Genomic DNA, 17,023 nt, shown 5'->3' with positions numbered 1-17,023 from the left:
CGATTTGTGGTCGGTAGGATGCGCCGCCATGTCAGCCTCTCGCGGGCCTGCCCGCCAGCCCGCCATCCTCGTGTGTCTCCTGCTGCTGACATCGGGGTGTGCTTTCGTCGCACCCCGTTTTCCGCAGAACGTCCAGGCGTCGTTCGCCCGGGACGACATGCACAAGCTGACCACGCGGTCGATGGAGCTGTACTACCCGGCGCACCTGCGCGGGACGGCGCTGCGGGTGGCTGCCCGGATGGAAGGCTGCGTGGAGCGGCTGCGCTCCGACGCGTGGAGCAAGGCCGAGCGCAAGCGGGTGCTCGTCTACCTGACGAGCGCGGACTTCAACAACGCGTACGTCCAGTCGGAGTTCGCCAGCACGCCGCAGCAGATGGTGCTGCCGCAGCACATGACGCTGGAGCAGTTCAACCTGCTGGGTCTGGGTGAGACGGACATCGGCGACGTGGCCTGTCACGAGTCCGTCCACTACGTGCAGATGCAGCAGGTGGGCGGCCTGTGGAACGTGCTGAACAAGGTCACGGGCGGCCTCTTCCAGCCCAACATCTTCACCGAGTCCTGGTTCCTGGAAGGCCTGGCCACCTACTACGAGGGCCGGCTGGGCAAGGACACGGGACGTCCCTACAGCCCGGTGTGGCGCGGCTGGTGGGAGGGCGCGGTGGTCGCCCGGAAGGGCGAGCTCAACGCGGGCTACCTGTCCCCGGAGAACCGCGCGCTGGATCCGTTCGGCGGCAACTACCTGAGCGGCATGAACTTCGTGGAGTACCTGGCGAAGACGTACGGCGAGAAGCGCCTGTGGAAGCTGGTGGACGAACAGGGCGGCTCACTGTTCCCGCCCCTCGCGGTGACGCTGCGCTTCAAGCGGGTGTACGGCAAGGACATCGGCTCGCTGTTCAGCGAGTTCGAGCAGAGCCTCCAGAAGGACCTCCAGGTGCGCGAGCGCCCCGCCACGCAGCAGGTGCTGGTGCGGGACGCGGGCTACTTCTCGCGGCTCGTCGCGAACCCGGCCGACGGGAGCACCGCGCTGGTGAGCGTGGGCCGTGAAGACATCACCCACCTCACCGTGCGCGAGCGCGACGGCCGCGAGCGCTTCAGCCGCGCGCTGGTGCAACTGCTGCCGGGGCGCCGGTGGGTGGTGGCCAGCCCGTCGCTGGTCAGCGGCATGACGTTCAGCCGGGACGGCCAGTGGCTGTACCTGGTCAGCGCGGACGTGGACTCGGTGGGCAGCTACACCGGGAAGCTGTGGCGGGTGGACGCGCGCACGGGCGACGTGGTGCGGCTGTGGGACGGCCTGGTGGGCATGGGCGGCGACGTGACGGCGGATGGCCGGTCCTACGTGTTCGTGGAGGTGAACGGCGACGCGGCCAACCTCGTGCGGTTGGACCTGGAGAGCGGCCAGCGCGAGCGGCTGACGGACTTCAAGGCGCACACGGCCTTGGGCACGCCCGTGACGTCACCGGACGGGGGGCGGTACGTGTTCCCCATGAACGGCACGGAGGGCTGGGACCTGGTGCTGCGCGAGCCGGACGGTTCGCTGCGCTGGCTCACGCGGGATGGGCTGTTCAACTACTCGCCCCGGTGGCTGGACGCGGGTCACCTCGTCTTCCTGCGCGAACATGAAGGCCGGCTCCAGGCGCACGTGATGACGGTGTCCACGCGGCGCATCGCCCGCGTCACCGACGCGCCTCTCCTGGTGCTCGACGCTGCGCCCGTGAGCGGGGATGCCGTGGCCTTCCTCAACCGCGACGGCATCAACTTCACCGTGGACCGCGCGCCCCTCACCGAAGCCCTGGCCGAGCTGCGCGCCACGCCCGAGCCGCCGGCCGAGAGCGTCGCGACCGCACCGGCTCCCGACACGGCGGCCACGACCCAGGCCACGGACGGACAGGACGGCTTCGTCACCTTCCCCGGTCAGCCCGCCCCTCCGACGGATGCCCCCACGCAGGCCGCTTCCGAAATCGCCTCGGCACCGGTGGCGCCGCCGCCCCTGCCGGTGGATCCCGCCCATGACGTGGACGCGCCCGTGACGCCTCCGGCCGTCGTCGGCCACGCGGTGGACGTGCTGACGGACGAGCCCTACTCGCCGCTCGAAGGCTTCTTCATCCCGAACTACCGCGTCCCCTACTTCTACACGGTCCCCAACGACGTGGACGAAAACGACCCGTACTTCGCGGGCGGCATCTCCATCGCGGGCCAGGACCGGCTGGGCTTCAACGCCTACGCGCTCACGCTCACCTACGACTTGAAGGAGAAGCAGCCCGGCGTGTCGTTCGCTTACGGCAACGCGCTGCTGTCGCCCTTCTACCTCCAGGTCTCCGCGTCACGCCTGCGGGAGAACGGACGCACGGACCTGCAGGCCACCGCGTTCGCGTCCCGCACGTTCTGGACGACGCCCGTGAGCTTCGGCGTGCTCGCGCTCGACCGCCGCTTCGACGCCACGGAGCGCCGTCCGGCCATCACCACGCGCCTCATCGGACCGGAGGTCGCCGCGTCGTACTTCGCCGGCGAGGGGACGTCCTACGGCGGCACGCAGCGCGGCCTGGGCCTGTCCTTGAGCGGCGGCGTCTTCCCGAAGGCCTTCACGCTCGACTCCACCGTGGGCGACGTGCGCCTGGGCGTGGACGGCTATCTGGGCGGCCTGCCCTTCACCGGCAAGGACAACCTCCAGCTCTCCGTCGCGGGCCGCGCCCTGCCCGGCGCGCCCACCGAGCTGCTGGAGGTGGGCGGCATCGTCGCGGGCCAGGCCTTCTTCCTCAACCGCGACAGCACCACGGAAGGCGGCCTGCCGCTCCAGCTCCAGCCGGGCCTCGCCTTCAGCGAGTACCTGCGCGGCTACGAGGACCACACCTTCCGCGCGCGCAACGTGCTGCTCGCCAACGCGCGCTACCGCTACCGCTTCATCATCGACTACGGCTGGGCGTCCACGCTGTGGGTGCTGCCGTCCCTCTTCGTCAGCCAGGTCGAGCTGGACGCGTTCGGCTCGCTCGCGCGCACGGACAACCGGGCCAACCACGGGGCGGTGGGCGGCTCCGCCACGCTGCGGCTCACCATGGGCCAAGCCTACGCGCTCTCGTTCTTCTACCAGTACGCCCACCGCTTCGATGACGGCTTCGGCGACCTGCACCTCATCGGGATGACCTTCTAGCGAGGCCCGCGCAGGCCATAGAGGCCTTCCTCACGCGCCACCTGGAGCACCGCGGAGGGCACCAGCTCCGACGGCTCCAGGCCGCGCGCCAGCTGATCTCGCACCTGCGTGGAGGACACCTCCGCCAGCGGCGGCCCCACCGTGTCCGGCGCGGGGTAGCCCGCGCGGTAGAGCACCAGCACGCGCGCCATCCGCTGGATGCGGTCGAAGTCTTTCCACTGCGGCAGGTCCCGCAGGATGTCGCTGCCGATGATCAACGAGAAGCGTGTGTCCGGGAAGCGCTCCACCAGGTACGCCAGCGTGTCCACCGTGCGCCCGCCGCCGCCCAGCTCGCGCTCCACCAGGCTCGTCTGGAGCCAGCCGGACGTCTCACGGCAGAGCGCTTCACACATGCGCACGCGCGCTTCGAAGGGCTCCAGTTGCTTGCCGAACGGATGGTGGAACGTGGGCATCAGCCACACGGCGTCCATGCCCTGCGTTGCGTGGACGTAGGAGGCCGCCATCAGGTGGCCCACGTGCGGCGGGTTGAACGAGCCTCCGAGCAGCGCGACCTTCACGGCGGGCCTCTTATTTGACGGTGAGCTTCGTCGAGCGCGAATCGACCTGCAGCACCCGGGGCGGCAGCACCAGGTGCCCATCCAACCGGAACGCGGAGAAGCTCAGGTTGCGCTCCGCCTTCTCCAGCAGGCCGCACGTCTGCTCCGCGGCCCCCACCAGCCTGCCCGGCGTCACGAAGTAGCGCGGGCCAATCTGCACCACCGCCGGTTCGGACTCCTTGCCGTGGATGAACACCTGCGCGTTGAGCAGGTCGTCGCGCACCAGGTCGTTCTTGTCGTGCACCACGCAGCAGAGCGTGTCCCCCACCAGGTCCATGGCCTTGTTGGCCACGCCCGGGTCCCGGTATGCCAGCGAGTCGCGCTCCGGCACGCGCACGAAGCGCTCCATCACCAGCCGCCGGTCGTCCTCGGACGTCAGGTCCGAGGGGGCCTCGCGAGACGCGGGCGTGCGCCCGAGGCCGTCCTGGGGCGCCACCAGCCACTGCGTCACGTCCGCAAGGAAGTCCGCGTCCGAGTACTCGCGCCCGCCCCGGCTCTTCTTGCGGCGCCACAGCACCCACTCATCCAGGTCCGTGTAGCGCGCGCCGGTGAAGAGGAATCGCCGGGCCCCCTTCGAACGCAGCAGCTCGTAGGCCGCGTCGAAGGCGTCCAGGTCGCCATGCGTATCGGAGAAGACACCAATCACGGGGAGGTCACCGCGAGGAAGCGTACAGCAGGGCGGGCTCGCGGCGCTTGCGGAAGGCCTCCGCCTGCGCCTCGAAGCCCTCCAGCATCCGGTCCAGGGACCACCCCTCCTCGATGCCGCGACGCACCTGGTCGGTGCCGCACAGCAGGTCGAACGCGGGCACGTCCTCCACGAACTCGTACGCGTCCGCTCGCCAGGCGAAGTGCCCCGGGCCAATGTCGTGCAGCGCCTGGGTGATGGCGATGCCCGTGCGCAGCGGCTGGTACACCCTGCGGTCCGTGACGTGGATGAAGGCCCCGTTGCACGACTGGCCCTGGTACTTGTCGAACGTGGGGGTGAAGCCCACCGGACGGAAGGCCACGCCCGGCAGCCGCTCCCTGTCCAGCCGGGCCATCAGCTGATCCGTGTCCACCCACGGCGCGCCGAACTGCTCGAAGGGCCGGCAGGTGCCGCGGCCCTCGGACACGTTGGTGCCCTCCAGTTGGCACATGCCCGGGTACACCAGCGCCGTGTCCGCGGTGGGCATGTTGGGCGACGGCGGCAGGAACGGCAGGCCCGTGTCGCTCCAGTACATCTCGCGCGTCCAGCCCTCGCACGGCACCACCGTGAGGTCGCAGCCGAAGCCCTCCTGTGCGTTGAACAGCCGCGCCAGCTCCCCCGCCGTCATGCCGTGGCGGTTGGGCAGCGCGTACAGCCCCACGAAGGAGCGGAACTTCTCCCCCACCAGGTTGCCCTCCAGCGTCACCCCATCCAGCGGGTTGGGCCGGTCCAGCACGTAGAACGCCACGCGGGCCTGGGCCGCGGCCTTCATGGCCAGGGCCATGGTGTAGACGTAGGTGTAGTAGCGGCTGCCCACGTCCTGGATGTCGAACACCAGCGCGTCCAGCCCCTTGAGCCACTCCTGGCGCGGGGAGAGCGACTCGAAGGTGGAGCCGTAGAGGCTGTGCACCGGGACACCCGTCTTGCGGTCGCGCGCCTCGTCCACGGCCACCATGTACTGGGCCTCACCGCGGATGCCGTGCTCCGGCCCGAAGAGCGCCGCCAGCGTCACGCCGTCCGTGCCGGCCAGCAGGTCCGCCAGGTGGCGGAAGCGCGAGTCCACGCTCGTGGGATTGACGATGGCACCCACGCGCTTGCCCTTGAGCGCGGAGAACCCCTGCGCCGCCCACACATCCAGTCCCGTCTTGACCTTCGTCACGTTCAGTCGCCTCGTCCCGCGGCGTCGCGCGGGCGCTGGAAGGGTCAGTTCGCGGGGAGACGCTTGAGCGCGTCCGCCGCCGCCTGCTTCGAGTCACAGGTGCCCAGGCCGAGGAACCCACCGGAGCTCCCTTCGTTCGGGCCTCCGTCGTCGGCCAGGGACTCCAGCGCGCCGCGCGCGCTCTCCAGGCGCAGGCCGCCCAAGGCCACCGCCGCGCCGGAGCGCACACCGCACTGCTCATGCTTCAAGAGCGAGATGAGCCGGGACTCCGCGCGGCCGTTGTTGTCCTTGCGCACCGCCGCCGCGTAGTGGACCACCGCGGCGCCCATGTTGCCCTGCGCCTCCTCCAGCCGTCCGTTGAGGTAGGCGCGCTGGTCCGCCTCCTCCAGCTTGATGAGCCGCTTCGCCTCGTTCACGCGCGAAGCCTTCTCCGTGCTGGAGGCGCCCTCCACGTCGCGGATGGCCCGCATCGCGGGGCCGCCTGCGTTGACGAGCACCCATCCGCCCAGCAGCACCACCGTCAGCAGCCCCGCGCACACACTCCATCCCGCCACCGAGGACGACACCTTCGTGGTGATGGAGGGCGGCAGCTTCGCGTACATGCGCGCCCAGAGCGCATCCGTCGCGGTGCGCGCCTGCTTGCCCAGCACCGTGGCCCGCTGGCCCACCGCCACCGCGCCCGCCGCCGCGCGCTGGCCCACCGCCACCGCGCCCGCGCCCACCGCCGCCGCGCCCGCCGCCGCGCGCTGCCCCACCACCACCGCGCCCTGCCCCACCGCCGCCGCGCTCGCCGCCGCGCGCTGGCCCAGGTCCTGGTTCGCCTCCACGCGCGCCAGGGCCAGGTTGCCGAAGGGCGGCAGCAGGGCCGCCTCTTCCGGCGAGGGCAGCACCGCGTCCGGCGCGGGCGCCAGCACCCGGTAGGGCGCGCGCGGCACGCGGAAGACGCGGATCTTCCCGGGGATGCCCTTCAGCTCGAACGCGCCCACCTCCTGCGACGGCACCTCCGCCTTGTTCATGGAGAGGTAGACGGCCTCCGTGAAGAAGACCTCGTCCGCCTCGGTGATGCCCTCCACGCGGGCGGCGATGTTGACGGGCTCGCCGAAGATGTCGTTGGGCTCCACCCGCACCTCGCCCACGTTCACGGCGACGCGCACGTGGATCTGATCATCCTCCAGCAGCTCCCGGTTGTGGTGCCAGAGCCGGTCCTGGATGGCGATGCCGCTCAGCACCGCCTGGGTGGGGGACTCGAAGGTGACGAGGAACGCGTCGCCGATCGACTTGATGATGCGTCCACCGAACGCCTTGAACAGCGGCGCGAGCAACGCCTCATGCACCTGGAGCAGCCGCTGGTTCTCCTCCAGCGTCTGCCGACTGGTGCGTTCGGTGAAGCCCTTGATGTCGGTGAAGACGATGGCGAGGTTGGCGGTCTTCAAAGCGGGGGCAGTGTATGCAGCGCGTCGCGCGAAGCAATCGCCACGGACCGCGCTCCGCCGTCCGATGTCAGCGCTTCGAAGGTTTGAGGGCCCGCATGTTGCGCTTCGCTGGCGCCGTCAGCTGCGCCCTCACCTTCGCTGCGAGCTGGGGCCTGTCCGTCCGCTCGTAGAACGCCGCCAGGGTCCTGAGGACACCCGGGTTCTCCGGCTGGGCGTCGCGCGCGGCCAGGAACTCCCGCTCCGCGTCCAGCGTGCGGCCCTGCTTCTCCAGCACCGCCGCCAGCTGCATGCGCACCTGCACCCACGCGGGCCGGGACTTGGACAGGGGGCGGTAGTGCAGCTCCGCCTTGAGCCAGTCCCCCACCTGTGCCCAGAGGCCCGCGAGCCGGAAGCGCGCGTCGTCATAGGACGGGCGCAGGGACACGGCCTTCTCATAGGCGCGGATGGCGTCGAAGGTGGCGCCCTGCTCTTCCAGCAGCTGCCCCCGGAGGAAGTACACGCGGGGGTTGTCCGGGGCCTCGCGCAGGGCGGCGTCCAGGTGGCTGCTCGCGCGCTCCAGCTCCGGGGCGCTGCCTCCCTTGAGGAGCAGCCGCGCGGCCTCCAGCCGGGGCAACTCCCAGCGGGGCTGGTTAGTAATCAGCCGCTCCAGGGCGACGAGGGCTCCCGCGTCGTTGCCCGCGGTCTCCAGCGCCAGCGCATCCGCCAGCGGACTGGGGGCAGGGGTGGCTTGCGCCGTCAGGACCGGAGAGGCCGGTGCGTCGGACGCGCCCGCAAGCAGCGCCGCCACGAGAACCCACATCATGGTTGGCAGATAGCAGGTCCCGGTGGGCCACCTCAATACTTCCCCTTGACGGACACCCGGCCTCGCATGAAACCCATGACCGTGCAGATTTCCCAAAGGACGTTGGAAGACCTTGGTTTCCCGGAAGTGCTCCGCGCGCTGACGCAGCGCTGTCGCACCGAGCCAGGGAGGGAGCGGGTGCTATCCCGTCCATTCCTGGACACCGAGGCCGAAGTGACGGAGGCGCTCGCGCTCGTCGACGAGGCCCGCTTCCTCTCCCAGCAGCAGTTCTCCCTGCCCCTGGGCGGCGTGACAGACCTGCGCACCGCGGTGGGCCACGCCGAGAAGGGCGGCGTGCTGGAGCCCCGCCAGCTCATCGACGCGGCCCAGCTCCTCTTCGCCTTCGCCCGCACCCGTGAGGCCCTGGATGAGCGCAAGGAGCGCGTCCCCCGCCTGGTGGAGATCTCCAAGCGCCTGCCCTTCCTGGAGGCCATGGCGCGCCGGTTGGATCAGTGTTTCGAACCGGACGGAACCATCTCCGACCGCGCCAGCCCGGAGCTGAAGGAAGCGCGGGACCGCGCGCGCGGCCTGCACCGGCGGATCAAATCGCGCCTGGACGAGATGCTCCACGACCTGACGTTCACCGCCAAGCTGCGCGAGAACTACTACACGCTGCGCAACGGGCGGTACGTGGTGCCGGTGGTGTCGAACTACCGCGCGGAGGTGGACGGCATCGTCCACAACGCCAGCCAGACGGGGCAGACGCTCTTCATGGAGCCCCAGGCGATGGTGGGCCTGGGCAACGACCTGGCCATCGCGCAGTCGGAGGTCGCGGAGGAGGAGCTGAAGGTCCTCCAGGAGCTGAGCCGGCTCGTGGGCCGCGAGTCCTCGCGCATGCTGGAGGGCCTGGAGGCGGTGGCGGAGCTGGACGAGGTGGAGGCCATCGCCACCCTGTCGTCGGACCTGGACGCCACGACGCCGACCTTCGAGGGCGTGAAGGAGCTGCAGCTGCGCTCGCTGCGCCACCCGCGCCTGGTGCTCAAGGGCACGGAGGTGGTGTCCAACGACGTGACGCTCACCGAGAGCGCCCGGGCGCTGGTGGTGTCCGGCCCCAACGCGGGCGGCAAGACGGTGACGCTGACGGGCGTGGGGTTGTGCGCGCTGATGGTGCGCGCGGGCCTGCCCATCCCGGTGGGCGAAGGGTCGCGGATGCCGCTGTACCGCTCCGTGCACTCCACCGTGGGTGACACGCAGGACCTGTCGCAGGGCCTGTCGTCGTTCAGCGGCCACGTCACCCTGCTGCGGGACATCCTGGCGGCGGTGGCGACGGACTCGCTGGTGCTCATCGACGAGATCGCCTCGGACACGGATCCGCGCGAGGGCGCGGCCATCGCCATCGCGGTGCTGGAGGAGCTGCTGGGCAAGGGCGCGTACGTCCTGGTGACGACGCACCTGGAGGAGCTCAAGGCGCTGGCGCACATGGATCCGCGCTTCCTCAACGCGCGCGTGGGCTTCGACGCCAAGCGGATGGCGCCTACGTTCCGGCTGCAGATGGGCGCGTCCGGCCAGTCGTCCGCCATCGACGTGGCGGCGCGGGTGGGCCTGCCTGCTTCGGTGTGCGAGCGCGCACGAGAGCTGTCGCTCAACGCGGGCGGCCCGCTCAGCAAGGCGCTGGCGGCGGCGGAGGACGAGCGGCGCAAGCTCTCCGAGGAGCTGGAGAACGCGCGCATCGCGGCGAAGGAGGCGGAGGCGCTCCGCGCGGACCTGGAGAAGCAGAAGGTCGCCTTCGAGCGCGAGCGCAAGGGCCGGATGATGCAGTTCAACGAGGACGTGCACGCGGCCAGCGAGCACGCCGCCCAGGAGGTCCGCGACCTGTTGGCGAAGCTGCGCTCGGAGCAGAACGAGAAGGCGCTCTCCGAGGCGCGGATGCAGTTGCAGCAGCGCGCGGACGAGGCGCTGAAGCGCGCGGCGGCGGCCAAGGCGGAGCTGTTCCAGGTGGAGGCCCCGGGGCCCGCGAACCTCAAGGTGGGCGCGTGGGTGCACCACTCCGGCCTGGGCCGGGACGTGGAGATCCTGGAGCTGACGGAAGGTCAGGCGGTGGTGTCCGCGGGCGGCGCGCTGAAGATGCGGGTGCCCACGACGGAGCTGTCCGGCTCCCGGAGCAAGAAGCCGCAGCAGGCGAAGTTCCCGGACCAGAAGAAGGGCGAAGCAGCCCTGAAGCGCGCGGCCTCCGCGGCGCCGTCGCAGGTGGACGCCACGAACTTCCGCTGCGACGTGCGCGGCATGCGCGCGGACGACGCGCTGGCGGAGCTGGAGACGTTCCTGGACCAGGGCCTGCGCAAGGGTGAGGAGGCCGCGCTCATCATCCACGGCCACGGCACCGGAGCGCTCAAGCAGGCCATCCGCGACCACCTGGCCGCGTCCCCCTACATCCGCATGTTCCGTCCCGGCGAGAGCCACGAGGGCGGAGACGGCGTCACCGTGGTGTCCCTGCGCGGCTGAAACATCCTGTGACAGGGGGCCGGGGTCTGGATGGCCCCGCTCCCCTGCCCCCTGAAGTGTTCGCTACAGTGCGGCGCCATGTATCGGCTCTGCCTGTTGGGATGTGTGGTGTTCCTGGCCGCCTGTGGGGAGAAGGCCCCCGACGAAGGCGCCATCCGAGTGTCCGTGACCTACGGCACCTTCAAGCCCGCGTGTCTGCGCGTGGAGGCGAAGGACACGAAGGGGCACCAGGACTCCACGGACATTCCGGCCGCCCAGTTCAAGAACCCGGACAAGCAGGAGGTCCTGGTCGCGGTGCGCCGCAAGGCGGACTGGGAGACGGCGCTGAGCCTCACGGTGTCGTCGTACACGGAGGCCGCGGGCGACCGGTGCACGGGCGAGGTCGTGGAGACGCGCCTTAGCGAGCAGCCCGTGGCCGTCCCCGCGAAGGCGTTCGCCCGGTGGGACCTCCGGCTCTCCGCCGAGGACAGCGACAAGGACGGGTACCTCAAGGGTGCCACCTGGTCGAAGGATCCCGACTGCGACGACCTGAACCCGGACATCCACCCTGGCGCCACCGAGACCTGCGGCGGCACGGTGGACCTCAACTGCAACAACCTGGTGGGCTGCCAGGAGGCGAACTGCTGGGGCACGGCATGCGACGACGGCAATGCGTGCACGCTGAACGACCGCTGTGTGGGCCAGGGCCTCGAGGCGCGGTGTGAGCCCGAGAGCACGAAAACCTGCCCCCAGCCTGGCGGCGCGTGCCAGCCACGTCAGGAGTGCAAGCCAGACACCGGCGTGTGCGAGACCGTCAGCTCCCCCGCGGGACAGAGCTGCGACGACGGCAACAAGTGCACGAGCGAAGACAAGTGCGATGCCAGCGGGATGTGCACGGGCACCCCGAAGTCGTGCACCACCACGGAGCAGTGCTTCGCGGCCCAGGGCACCTGCAACACGGACACCGGTGCCTGTGACTTCACGCCGAGCCCCAACACGACGCCCTGCCAGGACAACGACAGGTGCACCGAGTCGGACCGCTGTGATGGGAATGGGGCGTGCGTGGGAACACCCAAGGTCTGCACGCCGCCGGTGTGCCAGAAGGTCAAGCAGGTCTGCTCGGCCACGAGCGACTGCGAGTTCGAGCCTGACGTCAACGGACTCTGCACGACCTCGGGTGGAGTCCCCGGTGTGTGCCAGGCGGACCTCACGTGCACCCCGTTCCCCTACCGGCCCTACAACTTCGATCCGACCTCCGTCGTGGCCGCGGACATCGGTGAGATCAAGACCAGCGGGGACATCACCTTCAACACCGCCGACAAGAGCTGGAACCCCACGGGTGCTATCTCCACCGCGGCGTCGCTGAAGATCGTGAGCATGCCGCAGGGGCCCGGGAATCCGCCCGTGCTGCTCATCCCTGTGAGGACCCTCGAGCTGAACGGGACCCTGCGAATCAGTGGCCCCTCCCCCGTCATCCTGGCGGTCTACGGCGATGTGAACCTCAGCCAGTCCATCCTGGCCTCGGGCAGCATCACGAATCCCACCGCGGCCTGCGGCACCGCCCAGGGCGGCAACGGCAGTTACGCCGGCAAGAATGGCGGTGGCGGTGGCGGCGCGGGCAATGGCACGGCTGGCGTTGACGGAGGAGCGGGCTACAACAACAGCCAGAAGTTTGGCGCTGCGGGAACCGCCCGGCCCACCAGCCCCGAGCCCCTTCTGGGAGGCTGCCCGGGCGGTAACGGTGGCGGCAATAGTGGCGCCACCGCCGGCACGGGTGGAGCCGGTGGCGGCGCCATCCAGCTATCAGTCGCGCGCAACCTGACGATTTCCAAGGCCGTCGGCGCAGGCGGTTTCGGTGGCCAGAGAGGTTTCGGAGGGGGCGCGGGCGGCGGCGGTAGCGGCGGTCGGGTGGTGCTCGAAGCCTTCCAGTTGACGCTCAATTCGAGCGCCCGCGTCACTGCCAATGGCGGCGGTGGTGGCAGGGGGGGCACCAGCGCCAACAATGACGGCAAGGATGGAGCCAATGGCAGCGAGGACTCGGCGAGTCCGGCTGAGGGCGGCGACAGCGGGAACGACACTGGAGGAAACGGCGGCGCTGGCGGGACGGGCACGGCAGGTCCCGTCAAAGGCTCGGACGGCACCAGGGATGGCTTCGGCACCGAGGGCAGCGGCGGTGGTGGCGGTGGCGCCGCGGGCTATATCCACCTGCGCAGCGTCCAGACGTGCTCCCTCGCGAGTGGGCATCTCATCAGCCCTCCCGCCACGGGCGGTTGCACGGCGCCCTGACCCGCCGCCCTCCTGGAATTCCAGCCATGGAGGGTTGACGGGTACAGTGCGGCACCATGCGTCTGATTTGTCTATTGACCTGCATGGTGCTGCTCGCGGCTTGCCGTACGAAGGATCCCGCCGAGGGCGTGCTTCGCGTGACAGTGAAGTACGTCTCCCTGGAGCCCCGCTGCGTCCGCGTGCAGGTGGGGGACGGCGTCCACGAAGTGAAGACAGACGTCCCCTCCAGTGAGTTCCAGGACAAGGAGTTCCGGCTCGCCATGGTCCGCAAGCCGGACTGGAAGCGGGTGATGGACCTCACGGTGACTGCGTTCAGCGCCGTCAGCGGCACGCAGTGCACGGGAACGGTCGTGGAGGTCCGCCAGCAGCCCTCGATGGACGTCCCCCCGGGGACCTCCGACGACTGGAGCGTGACACTGCGGGCGACGGACATGGATGGCGACGGTTACTTCGCCGAAGCGCCCGGGTCGGAGCGGCCCGACTGCGACGACTCGAATCCGGCCGTGCACCCGAACGCCACGGAGTCCTGCGGCTCCACGGTGGACCTCGACTGCAACCAGTTGGTGGGCTGCCAGGAAGCAAACTGCAGGGGCCAGGCGTGCGACGACGGCGATGCCTGCACCACGGGAGAACACTGCGAGGGCTCTGGCTTGGAGGCGAAGTGCGTGCCGTCCCAGACGACAACGTGCCCCCAGCCCACGGGCATCTGCGACGCGCGACAAGCGTGCAATCCCAATTCCGGTCTCTGTGAGCCCACGGAGTCAACCCTCGGTAGGTTCTGCGATGACGGGAACCTCTGCACGACCCAGGACGTCTGCATGTCCGATGGGAAGTGCGCGGGCGCGTGGCTCACGTGCACCAACTCGACGGCTCAGTGCCTGGCCAGTTCAGGGACGTGCAACCCGACCAACGGCCAATGTGTCTTCACCCCGCTTCCGAACACGACCTCCTGCCAGGACAACGTGGCGTGCACCACGGCGGACCATTGTGATGGAAACGGGGAGTGCGTGGGCGTACCCAGCGCCTGCACTCCGCCTCCGTGCTACCGCGTCAAGCAGGTCTGCTCGACCACGACCGAGTGTGAGTACGAAGTGAACCTCAACGGGGCCTGCACCACTTCAGGTGGAATGCCAGGTGTGTGCCTGGCGACAGCCGAGTGCAGCGCATTCCCCTACCGGCCCTACAACTTCGATCCGAACGCCGTCGCGGCAGCGGACATCGGTGAGATCAAGACCAACTCGAACGTCACCTTCAACACCGCCGACCAGAGCTGGTACCCCGCGAACGCCATCTCCACCGCGGCATCACTCAGGATCGTGAGCATGCCGCAGCAGAACGGGAATCCGCCCGTGCTGCTCATCCCGGTGAAGACCCTCGAGCTGAACGGGACCCTTCGAATCAGTGGCCCCTCCCCCGTCATCCTTGCGGTCTACGGCGATGTGAACCTCAGCCAGTCTATCTTGGCCTCGGGCAGCATCACGAATCCCACTGCGGCCTGCGGCGCTTCCCAGGGAGGCAATGGCACCTATGCCGGCAAGAATGGCGGTGGCGGTGGCGGCGCGGGCAATGGCACGCCTGGCGTGGCCGGAGGCAAGGGCTACAACAACAGCACCAGCCATGGCAGCGCGGGTACGTCTCGGCCCAGCAGCCCCGAGCCCCTTCTGGGAGGCTGCCCGGGCGGCACCGGTGGCGGCAATGGCGGCGCCACCGCCGGCATGGGTGGAGCTGGAGGAGGCGCCATCCAGCTGTCGGTCGCGCGCAACCTGACAATCTCGAAGGCCGTCGGTGCAGGTGGTTTCGGTGGCCAGAGGGGCAGCGGTGGTGGTGGTGGTGGCGGCGGCAGTGGCGGCCGGGTAGTGCTCGAAGCCTTCCAACTGACGCTCAAAGTCAGTGCCCGCGTCACGGCCAACGGCGGCGGTGGTGGCGAGGGGGGCAGCACCGCCAATGACGGCAACGATGGGGCCAATGGCAGCGAAGACTCCGCGAACCCTGCCAATGGCGGCGCTGGCGGGAACGTGACAGGTGGCGATGGAGGCGCTGGCGGGACGGGCACGTCGGGGCCCGTCAACGGCACTGACGGCACCAGGGATGGCTTCGGCACCGAAGGCAGTGGCGGAGGCGGCGGTGGCGCCGCAGGCTACATCCACCTGCGCAGCGTCCAGTCCTGCTCCCTCGCGGTCGGACACGTCCTCAGTCCCCCGCCTTCAGGGGGCTGCCTGGTCCCCTGATCCGCCTGGGAAGCAACCGACACGGAAATCCTCACCGTGAAATCAACATACTTCAAGTGAGACCACGCGTGATGTGTTTCACCCGTTGCACGACGCGCGGGTGAAACACAACTCAGGGGGAATCACATCATATGAATGGCAAGCAAGTGCTGCGTCGCAGCGCGGTGGTGGGCTTTGGCATCTTCGCGCTGATGGGCTGTGGGGGCCCGGATGCCGTGATCCACGAGCCCGAGCTCGGCAACGTCGAGCAGGGCATCAACGTCGCCACCAACGGCAGCTTCGAGAACAACGCCATCGGCAACTTCAACGACGTGGTCCTCAACGCCGGGAGCACCGCGCTGCCGGGCTGGACCATCACCAGCGGCATCAAGGTGATGAAGAACACGTACAAGACGCCGCAGAACGGCGTGCAGTCCATTGACCTCAATGGCCTGGGCGCGGGATCCCTGTACCAGGACGTGCCCACCGTCGTCGGCGCTGGCTACGCCATCGACAACCTCCAGGTGAACGGGCCGTGATGCACGCGGTCGGCTGATCCATACGGGCCTTGGGCCGCCGCTCCGCTTTCGTGGGGCGGCGGCCCTTTTCCTGTAGCGCCCTGTAGCGTCCAAAAATTTGACGTCCGCTGGAGAACCCAAGGGGTAGACGGTTCGGACCTCACGACACAGATCGCGGGTCCGTGGATCATCCCCCGCCCCCGTCCCACCTCCTGCGCTCGTGTGGCGTCCGGCTTCCGGCCGGGCCGCCGCGATCAACGCGGGATCAGCGGACCGGGGGACGACCCACGGCATCGGGCAGGGACGGACGCCCGTAGCAGCAGGCACCAGGGCACGGGACCGGGCGCGCGGTGGCGTCCGGGCTGGGAGGCGTGGACGTGGCGGGTCTGGACTGGGTGCAGGTGGACGTGGGCTTCCCCATGAGCCTCGCGGTGATCGGCGCCGCGCGTGCGCTGGGCATGGAGCGGCGCGCGTTCCTGGGCGCGATGGTGGAGCTGCAGATCTGGGCCGTGCAGGCCCTGCCTGAAGGGCGCTTCGTGTCCTTCGGACCGTCCGCGGACACGTCCGGCGGACAGGCGTGGGACGCGTCCCTGGACGAAGCCGTGTGGATCGAAGCGCTGGAGTCCGCCGTCCGCTGGACGGGCACCCCCGGCGCCTTCTGGTCCGCCCTCCTCCAGGCCCGCCTCCTGATCCGTGAAGAGGACGGCGTGCGCCTCACGCTCTGCGATCGCTACGTCGGGGTGCTCGACAAGCGGAAGAAGGAGGCGGAGCGCAAACGGAGGGAGCGGGCCGCCGCGAAGGGCATGGATGTGTCCGCCGGACGTCCTCGGGACACGTCCGGGACGTCCTCGCCCAGAAACAGAAGGGAGAAGGAGAAAAAGAGATCTTCCTCTGCTGCTGCCGGCCTGGATGAACTGGAAACCGCGCCCCCGCTCGCGGCGCACCTGGCCCCCGTGGCGCTCATCCCGGTCGAGGACACGCCCCCGGACGCGGAGCAGGACCCCATCCAGCTCTCCCTCCCCGGCACGCACCTGGTCCCCGCCACGCCGCCCCGCGAGGACACCGCCGCGCCGTCCCCGGACGCCGGACGCCCGCTCCCCGCCCCCACCCTGGCGGCCCGCGCGGCGGCCTTCTTCGACACCTTCCAGGACGCCCGCGCACGGACCTTCCGCGGCGTTCCCCGCGAGAAGCCGCCCGCCGGATGGGCGGACTGGTACGCCCAGGCGCTGCGCGGCGTGGACGGCGACGAGTCCCGGCTCCACGCGGCCTGCCAGGGCTATCTTCAATCCGATTGGGGCCGCGCCCGGCAGCCCCCCGGCACGGTGATCGCGTTCTGCTCGCCCCGGGTGTGGACGCGCTACGTCCCGCCCCTGGAGGACGGTGCGGAGGTGGACTCCGAAACATCCGGCGGACCTGCCACGGATGAGGGCGCGTCCACGGAAGCGGCTCGCGTCTGGAGTGCATGCCTGGAAGGAGTGCGCGCGCAGGGCAAGCGGTATGCGCTGTCGTGGCTGGGCAAGGCCCGCGCGGTGGGACTGGAGGACGGACACCTGGTGCTCGCGGCACCGGACGCCTACTTCCGCCAATGGGTGGATGAACAGTACGGCGCGCTGATGGAGGCCGAGACGCGGAGCCTGGGTTTGCAGGGGGTGCGCTGGGCCCGGACCGCGCACGAGGTCGCCTGACCAAGCTGATCCATCCCCGTGAAGACATCCGCGGGCGCTCGCCTGGT

Annotated in this window: 11 protein-coding genes; 6 read left to right on the top strand and 5 right to left on the bottom strand. The window is 69.9% G+C overall.

Annotation, left to right across the window (positions count from 1 at the left end; genetic code table 11):
- Positions 1 to 28: 28 nt before the first annotated feature.
- Entirely contained in the window at positions 29 to 3,145 is a 3,117-nt protein-coding gene (locus JYJ93_RS21050; protein WP_206793964.1) for a hypothetical protein, read from the top strand.
- Here the strand turns inward: JYJ93_RS21050 and nadD are convergent.
- The 5 genes from nadD to JYJ93_RS21025 form a co-directional block, all read right to left on the bottom strand.
- A complete protein-coding gene (gene nadD, locus JYJ93_RS21045) occupies positions 3,142 to 3,702 on the bottom strand; it encodes a nicotinate (nicotinamide) nucleotide adenylyltransferase (RefSeq protein ID WP_206793961.1) in 561 nt (186 codons plus the stop codon). The genes JYJ93_RS21050 and nadD overlap by 4 nt on opposite strands.
- A gap of 10 nt (positions 3,703 to 3,712) precedes the next feature.
- Entirely contained in the window at positions 3,713 to 4,387 is a 675-nt protein-coding gene (locus tag JYJ93_RS21040; RefSeq protein WP_206793959.1) for a hypothetical protein, read from the bottom strand.
- A 7-nt stretch (positions 4,388 to 4,394) separates the two neighbouring features.
- A complete protein-coding gene (locus tag JYJ93_RS21035; protein WP_206793957.1) occupies positions 4,395 to 5,585 on the bottom strand; it encodes a DUF1343 domain-containing protein in 1,191 nt (396 codons plus the stop codon).
- A 44-nt stretch (positions 5,586 to 5,629) separates the two neighbouring features.
- Positions 5,630 to 7,018, bottom strand: a complete 1,389-nt coding sequence (locus JYJ93_RS21030) for an adenylate/guanylate cyclase domain-containing protein (RefSeq protein ID WP_206793955.1) — start codon at positions 7,016 to 7,018, stop codon at positions 5,630 to 5,632.
- Positions 7,019 to 7,085: 67 nt separating this feature from the next.
- On the bottom strand, positions 7,086 to 7,820 hold the full coding sequence (locus JYJ93_RS21025; RefSeq protein ID WP_206793953.1) for a tetratricopeptide repeat protein: 735 nt from the start codon (positions 7,818 to 7,820) through the stop codon (positions 7,086 to 7,088).
- A gap of 75 nt (positions 7,821 to 7,895) precedes the next feature.
- Here JYJ93_RS21025 and JYJ93_RS21020 point away from each other — a divergent pair, with 75 nt between their 5' ends.
- The 5 genes from JYJ93_RS21020 to JYJ93_RS21000 all read left to right on the top strand — a co-directional run bounded on the left by JYJ93_RS21020 (position 7,896) and on the right by JYJ93_RS21000 (position 16,976).
- Complete coding sequence (locus tag JYJ93_RS21020; RefSeq protein ID WP_206800400.1) at positions 7,896 to 10,301, top strand: Smr/MutS family protein; 2,406 nt, start codon at positions 7,896 to 7,898, stop codon at positions 10,299 to 10,301.
- Positions 10,302 to 10,379: 78 nt separating this feature from the next.
- Positions 10,380 to 12,566 (top strand): putative metal-binding motif-containing protein, encoded by a 2,187-nt coding sequence (locus tag JYJ93_RS21015; protein WP_206793951.1) that lies wholly within the window; start codon positions 10,380 to 10,382, stop codon positions 12,564 to 12,566.
- Positions 12,567 to 12,694: 128 nt separating this feature from the next.
- On the top strand, positions 12,695 to 14,794 hold the full coding sequence (locus JYJ93_RS40640) for a putative metal-binding motif-containing protein (RefSeq protein ID WP_269012441.1): 2,100 nt from the start codon (positions 12,695 to 12,697) through the stop codon (positions 14,792 to 14,794).
- Between the two features lie 131 nt (positions 14,795 to 14,925).
- On the top strand, positions 14,926 to 15,312 hold the full coding sequence (locus JYJ93_RS21005; protein WP_206793947.1) for a DUF642 domain-containing protein: 387 nt from the start codon (positions 14,926 to 14,928) through the stop codon (positions 15,310 to 15,312).
- Between the two features lie 356 nt (positions 15,313 to 15,668).
- Positions 15,669 to 16,976 (top strand): hypothetical protein, encoded by a 1,308-nt coding sequence (locus tag JYJ93_RS21000; protein WP_269012442.1) that lies wholly within the window; start codon positions 15,669 to 15,671, stop codon positions 16,974 to 16,976.
- The last annotated feature ends 47 nt before the right edge of the window (positions 16,977 to 17,023 follow it).

The sequence above is a fragment of the Corallococcus sp. NCSPR001 genome (assembly GCF_017309135.1).
Lineage (GTDB): Bacteria > Myxococcota > Myxococcia > Myxococcales > Myxococcaceae > Corallococcus.
The sequence above is the reverse complement of the archived record's forward strand: the minus strand, read 5'-3'. Positions and strand labels throughout refer to the sequence as shown.

Bases quoted from the DNA above. Each gene is read 5' to 3' on its own strand.
- JYJ93_RS21050 (WP_206793964.1), top strand. From the start codon at position 29: ATGTCAGCCTCTCGCGGGCCTGCCCGCCAGCCCGCCATCCTCGTGTGT.
- JYJ93_RS21025 (WP_206793953.1), bottom strand. From the start codon at position 7,820: ATGATGTGGGTTCTCGTGGCGGCGCTGCTTGCGGGCGCGTCCGACGCA.
- JYJ93_RS21020 (WP_206800400.1), top strand. From the start codon at position 7,896: ATGACCGTGCAGATTTCCCAAAGGACGTTGGAAGACCTTGGTTTCCCG.
- JYJ93_RS21005 (WP_206793947.1), top strand. From the start codon at position 14,926: ATGAATGGCAAGCAAGTGCTGCGTCGCAGCGCGGTGGTGGGCTTTGGC.
- JYJ93_RS21015 (WP_206793951.1), top strand. From the start codon at position 10,380: ATGTATCGGCTCTGCCTGTTGGGATGTGTGGTGTTCCTGGCCGCCTGT.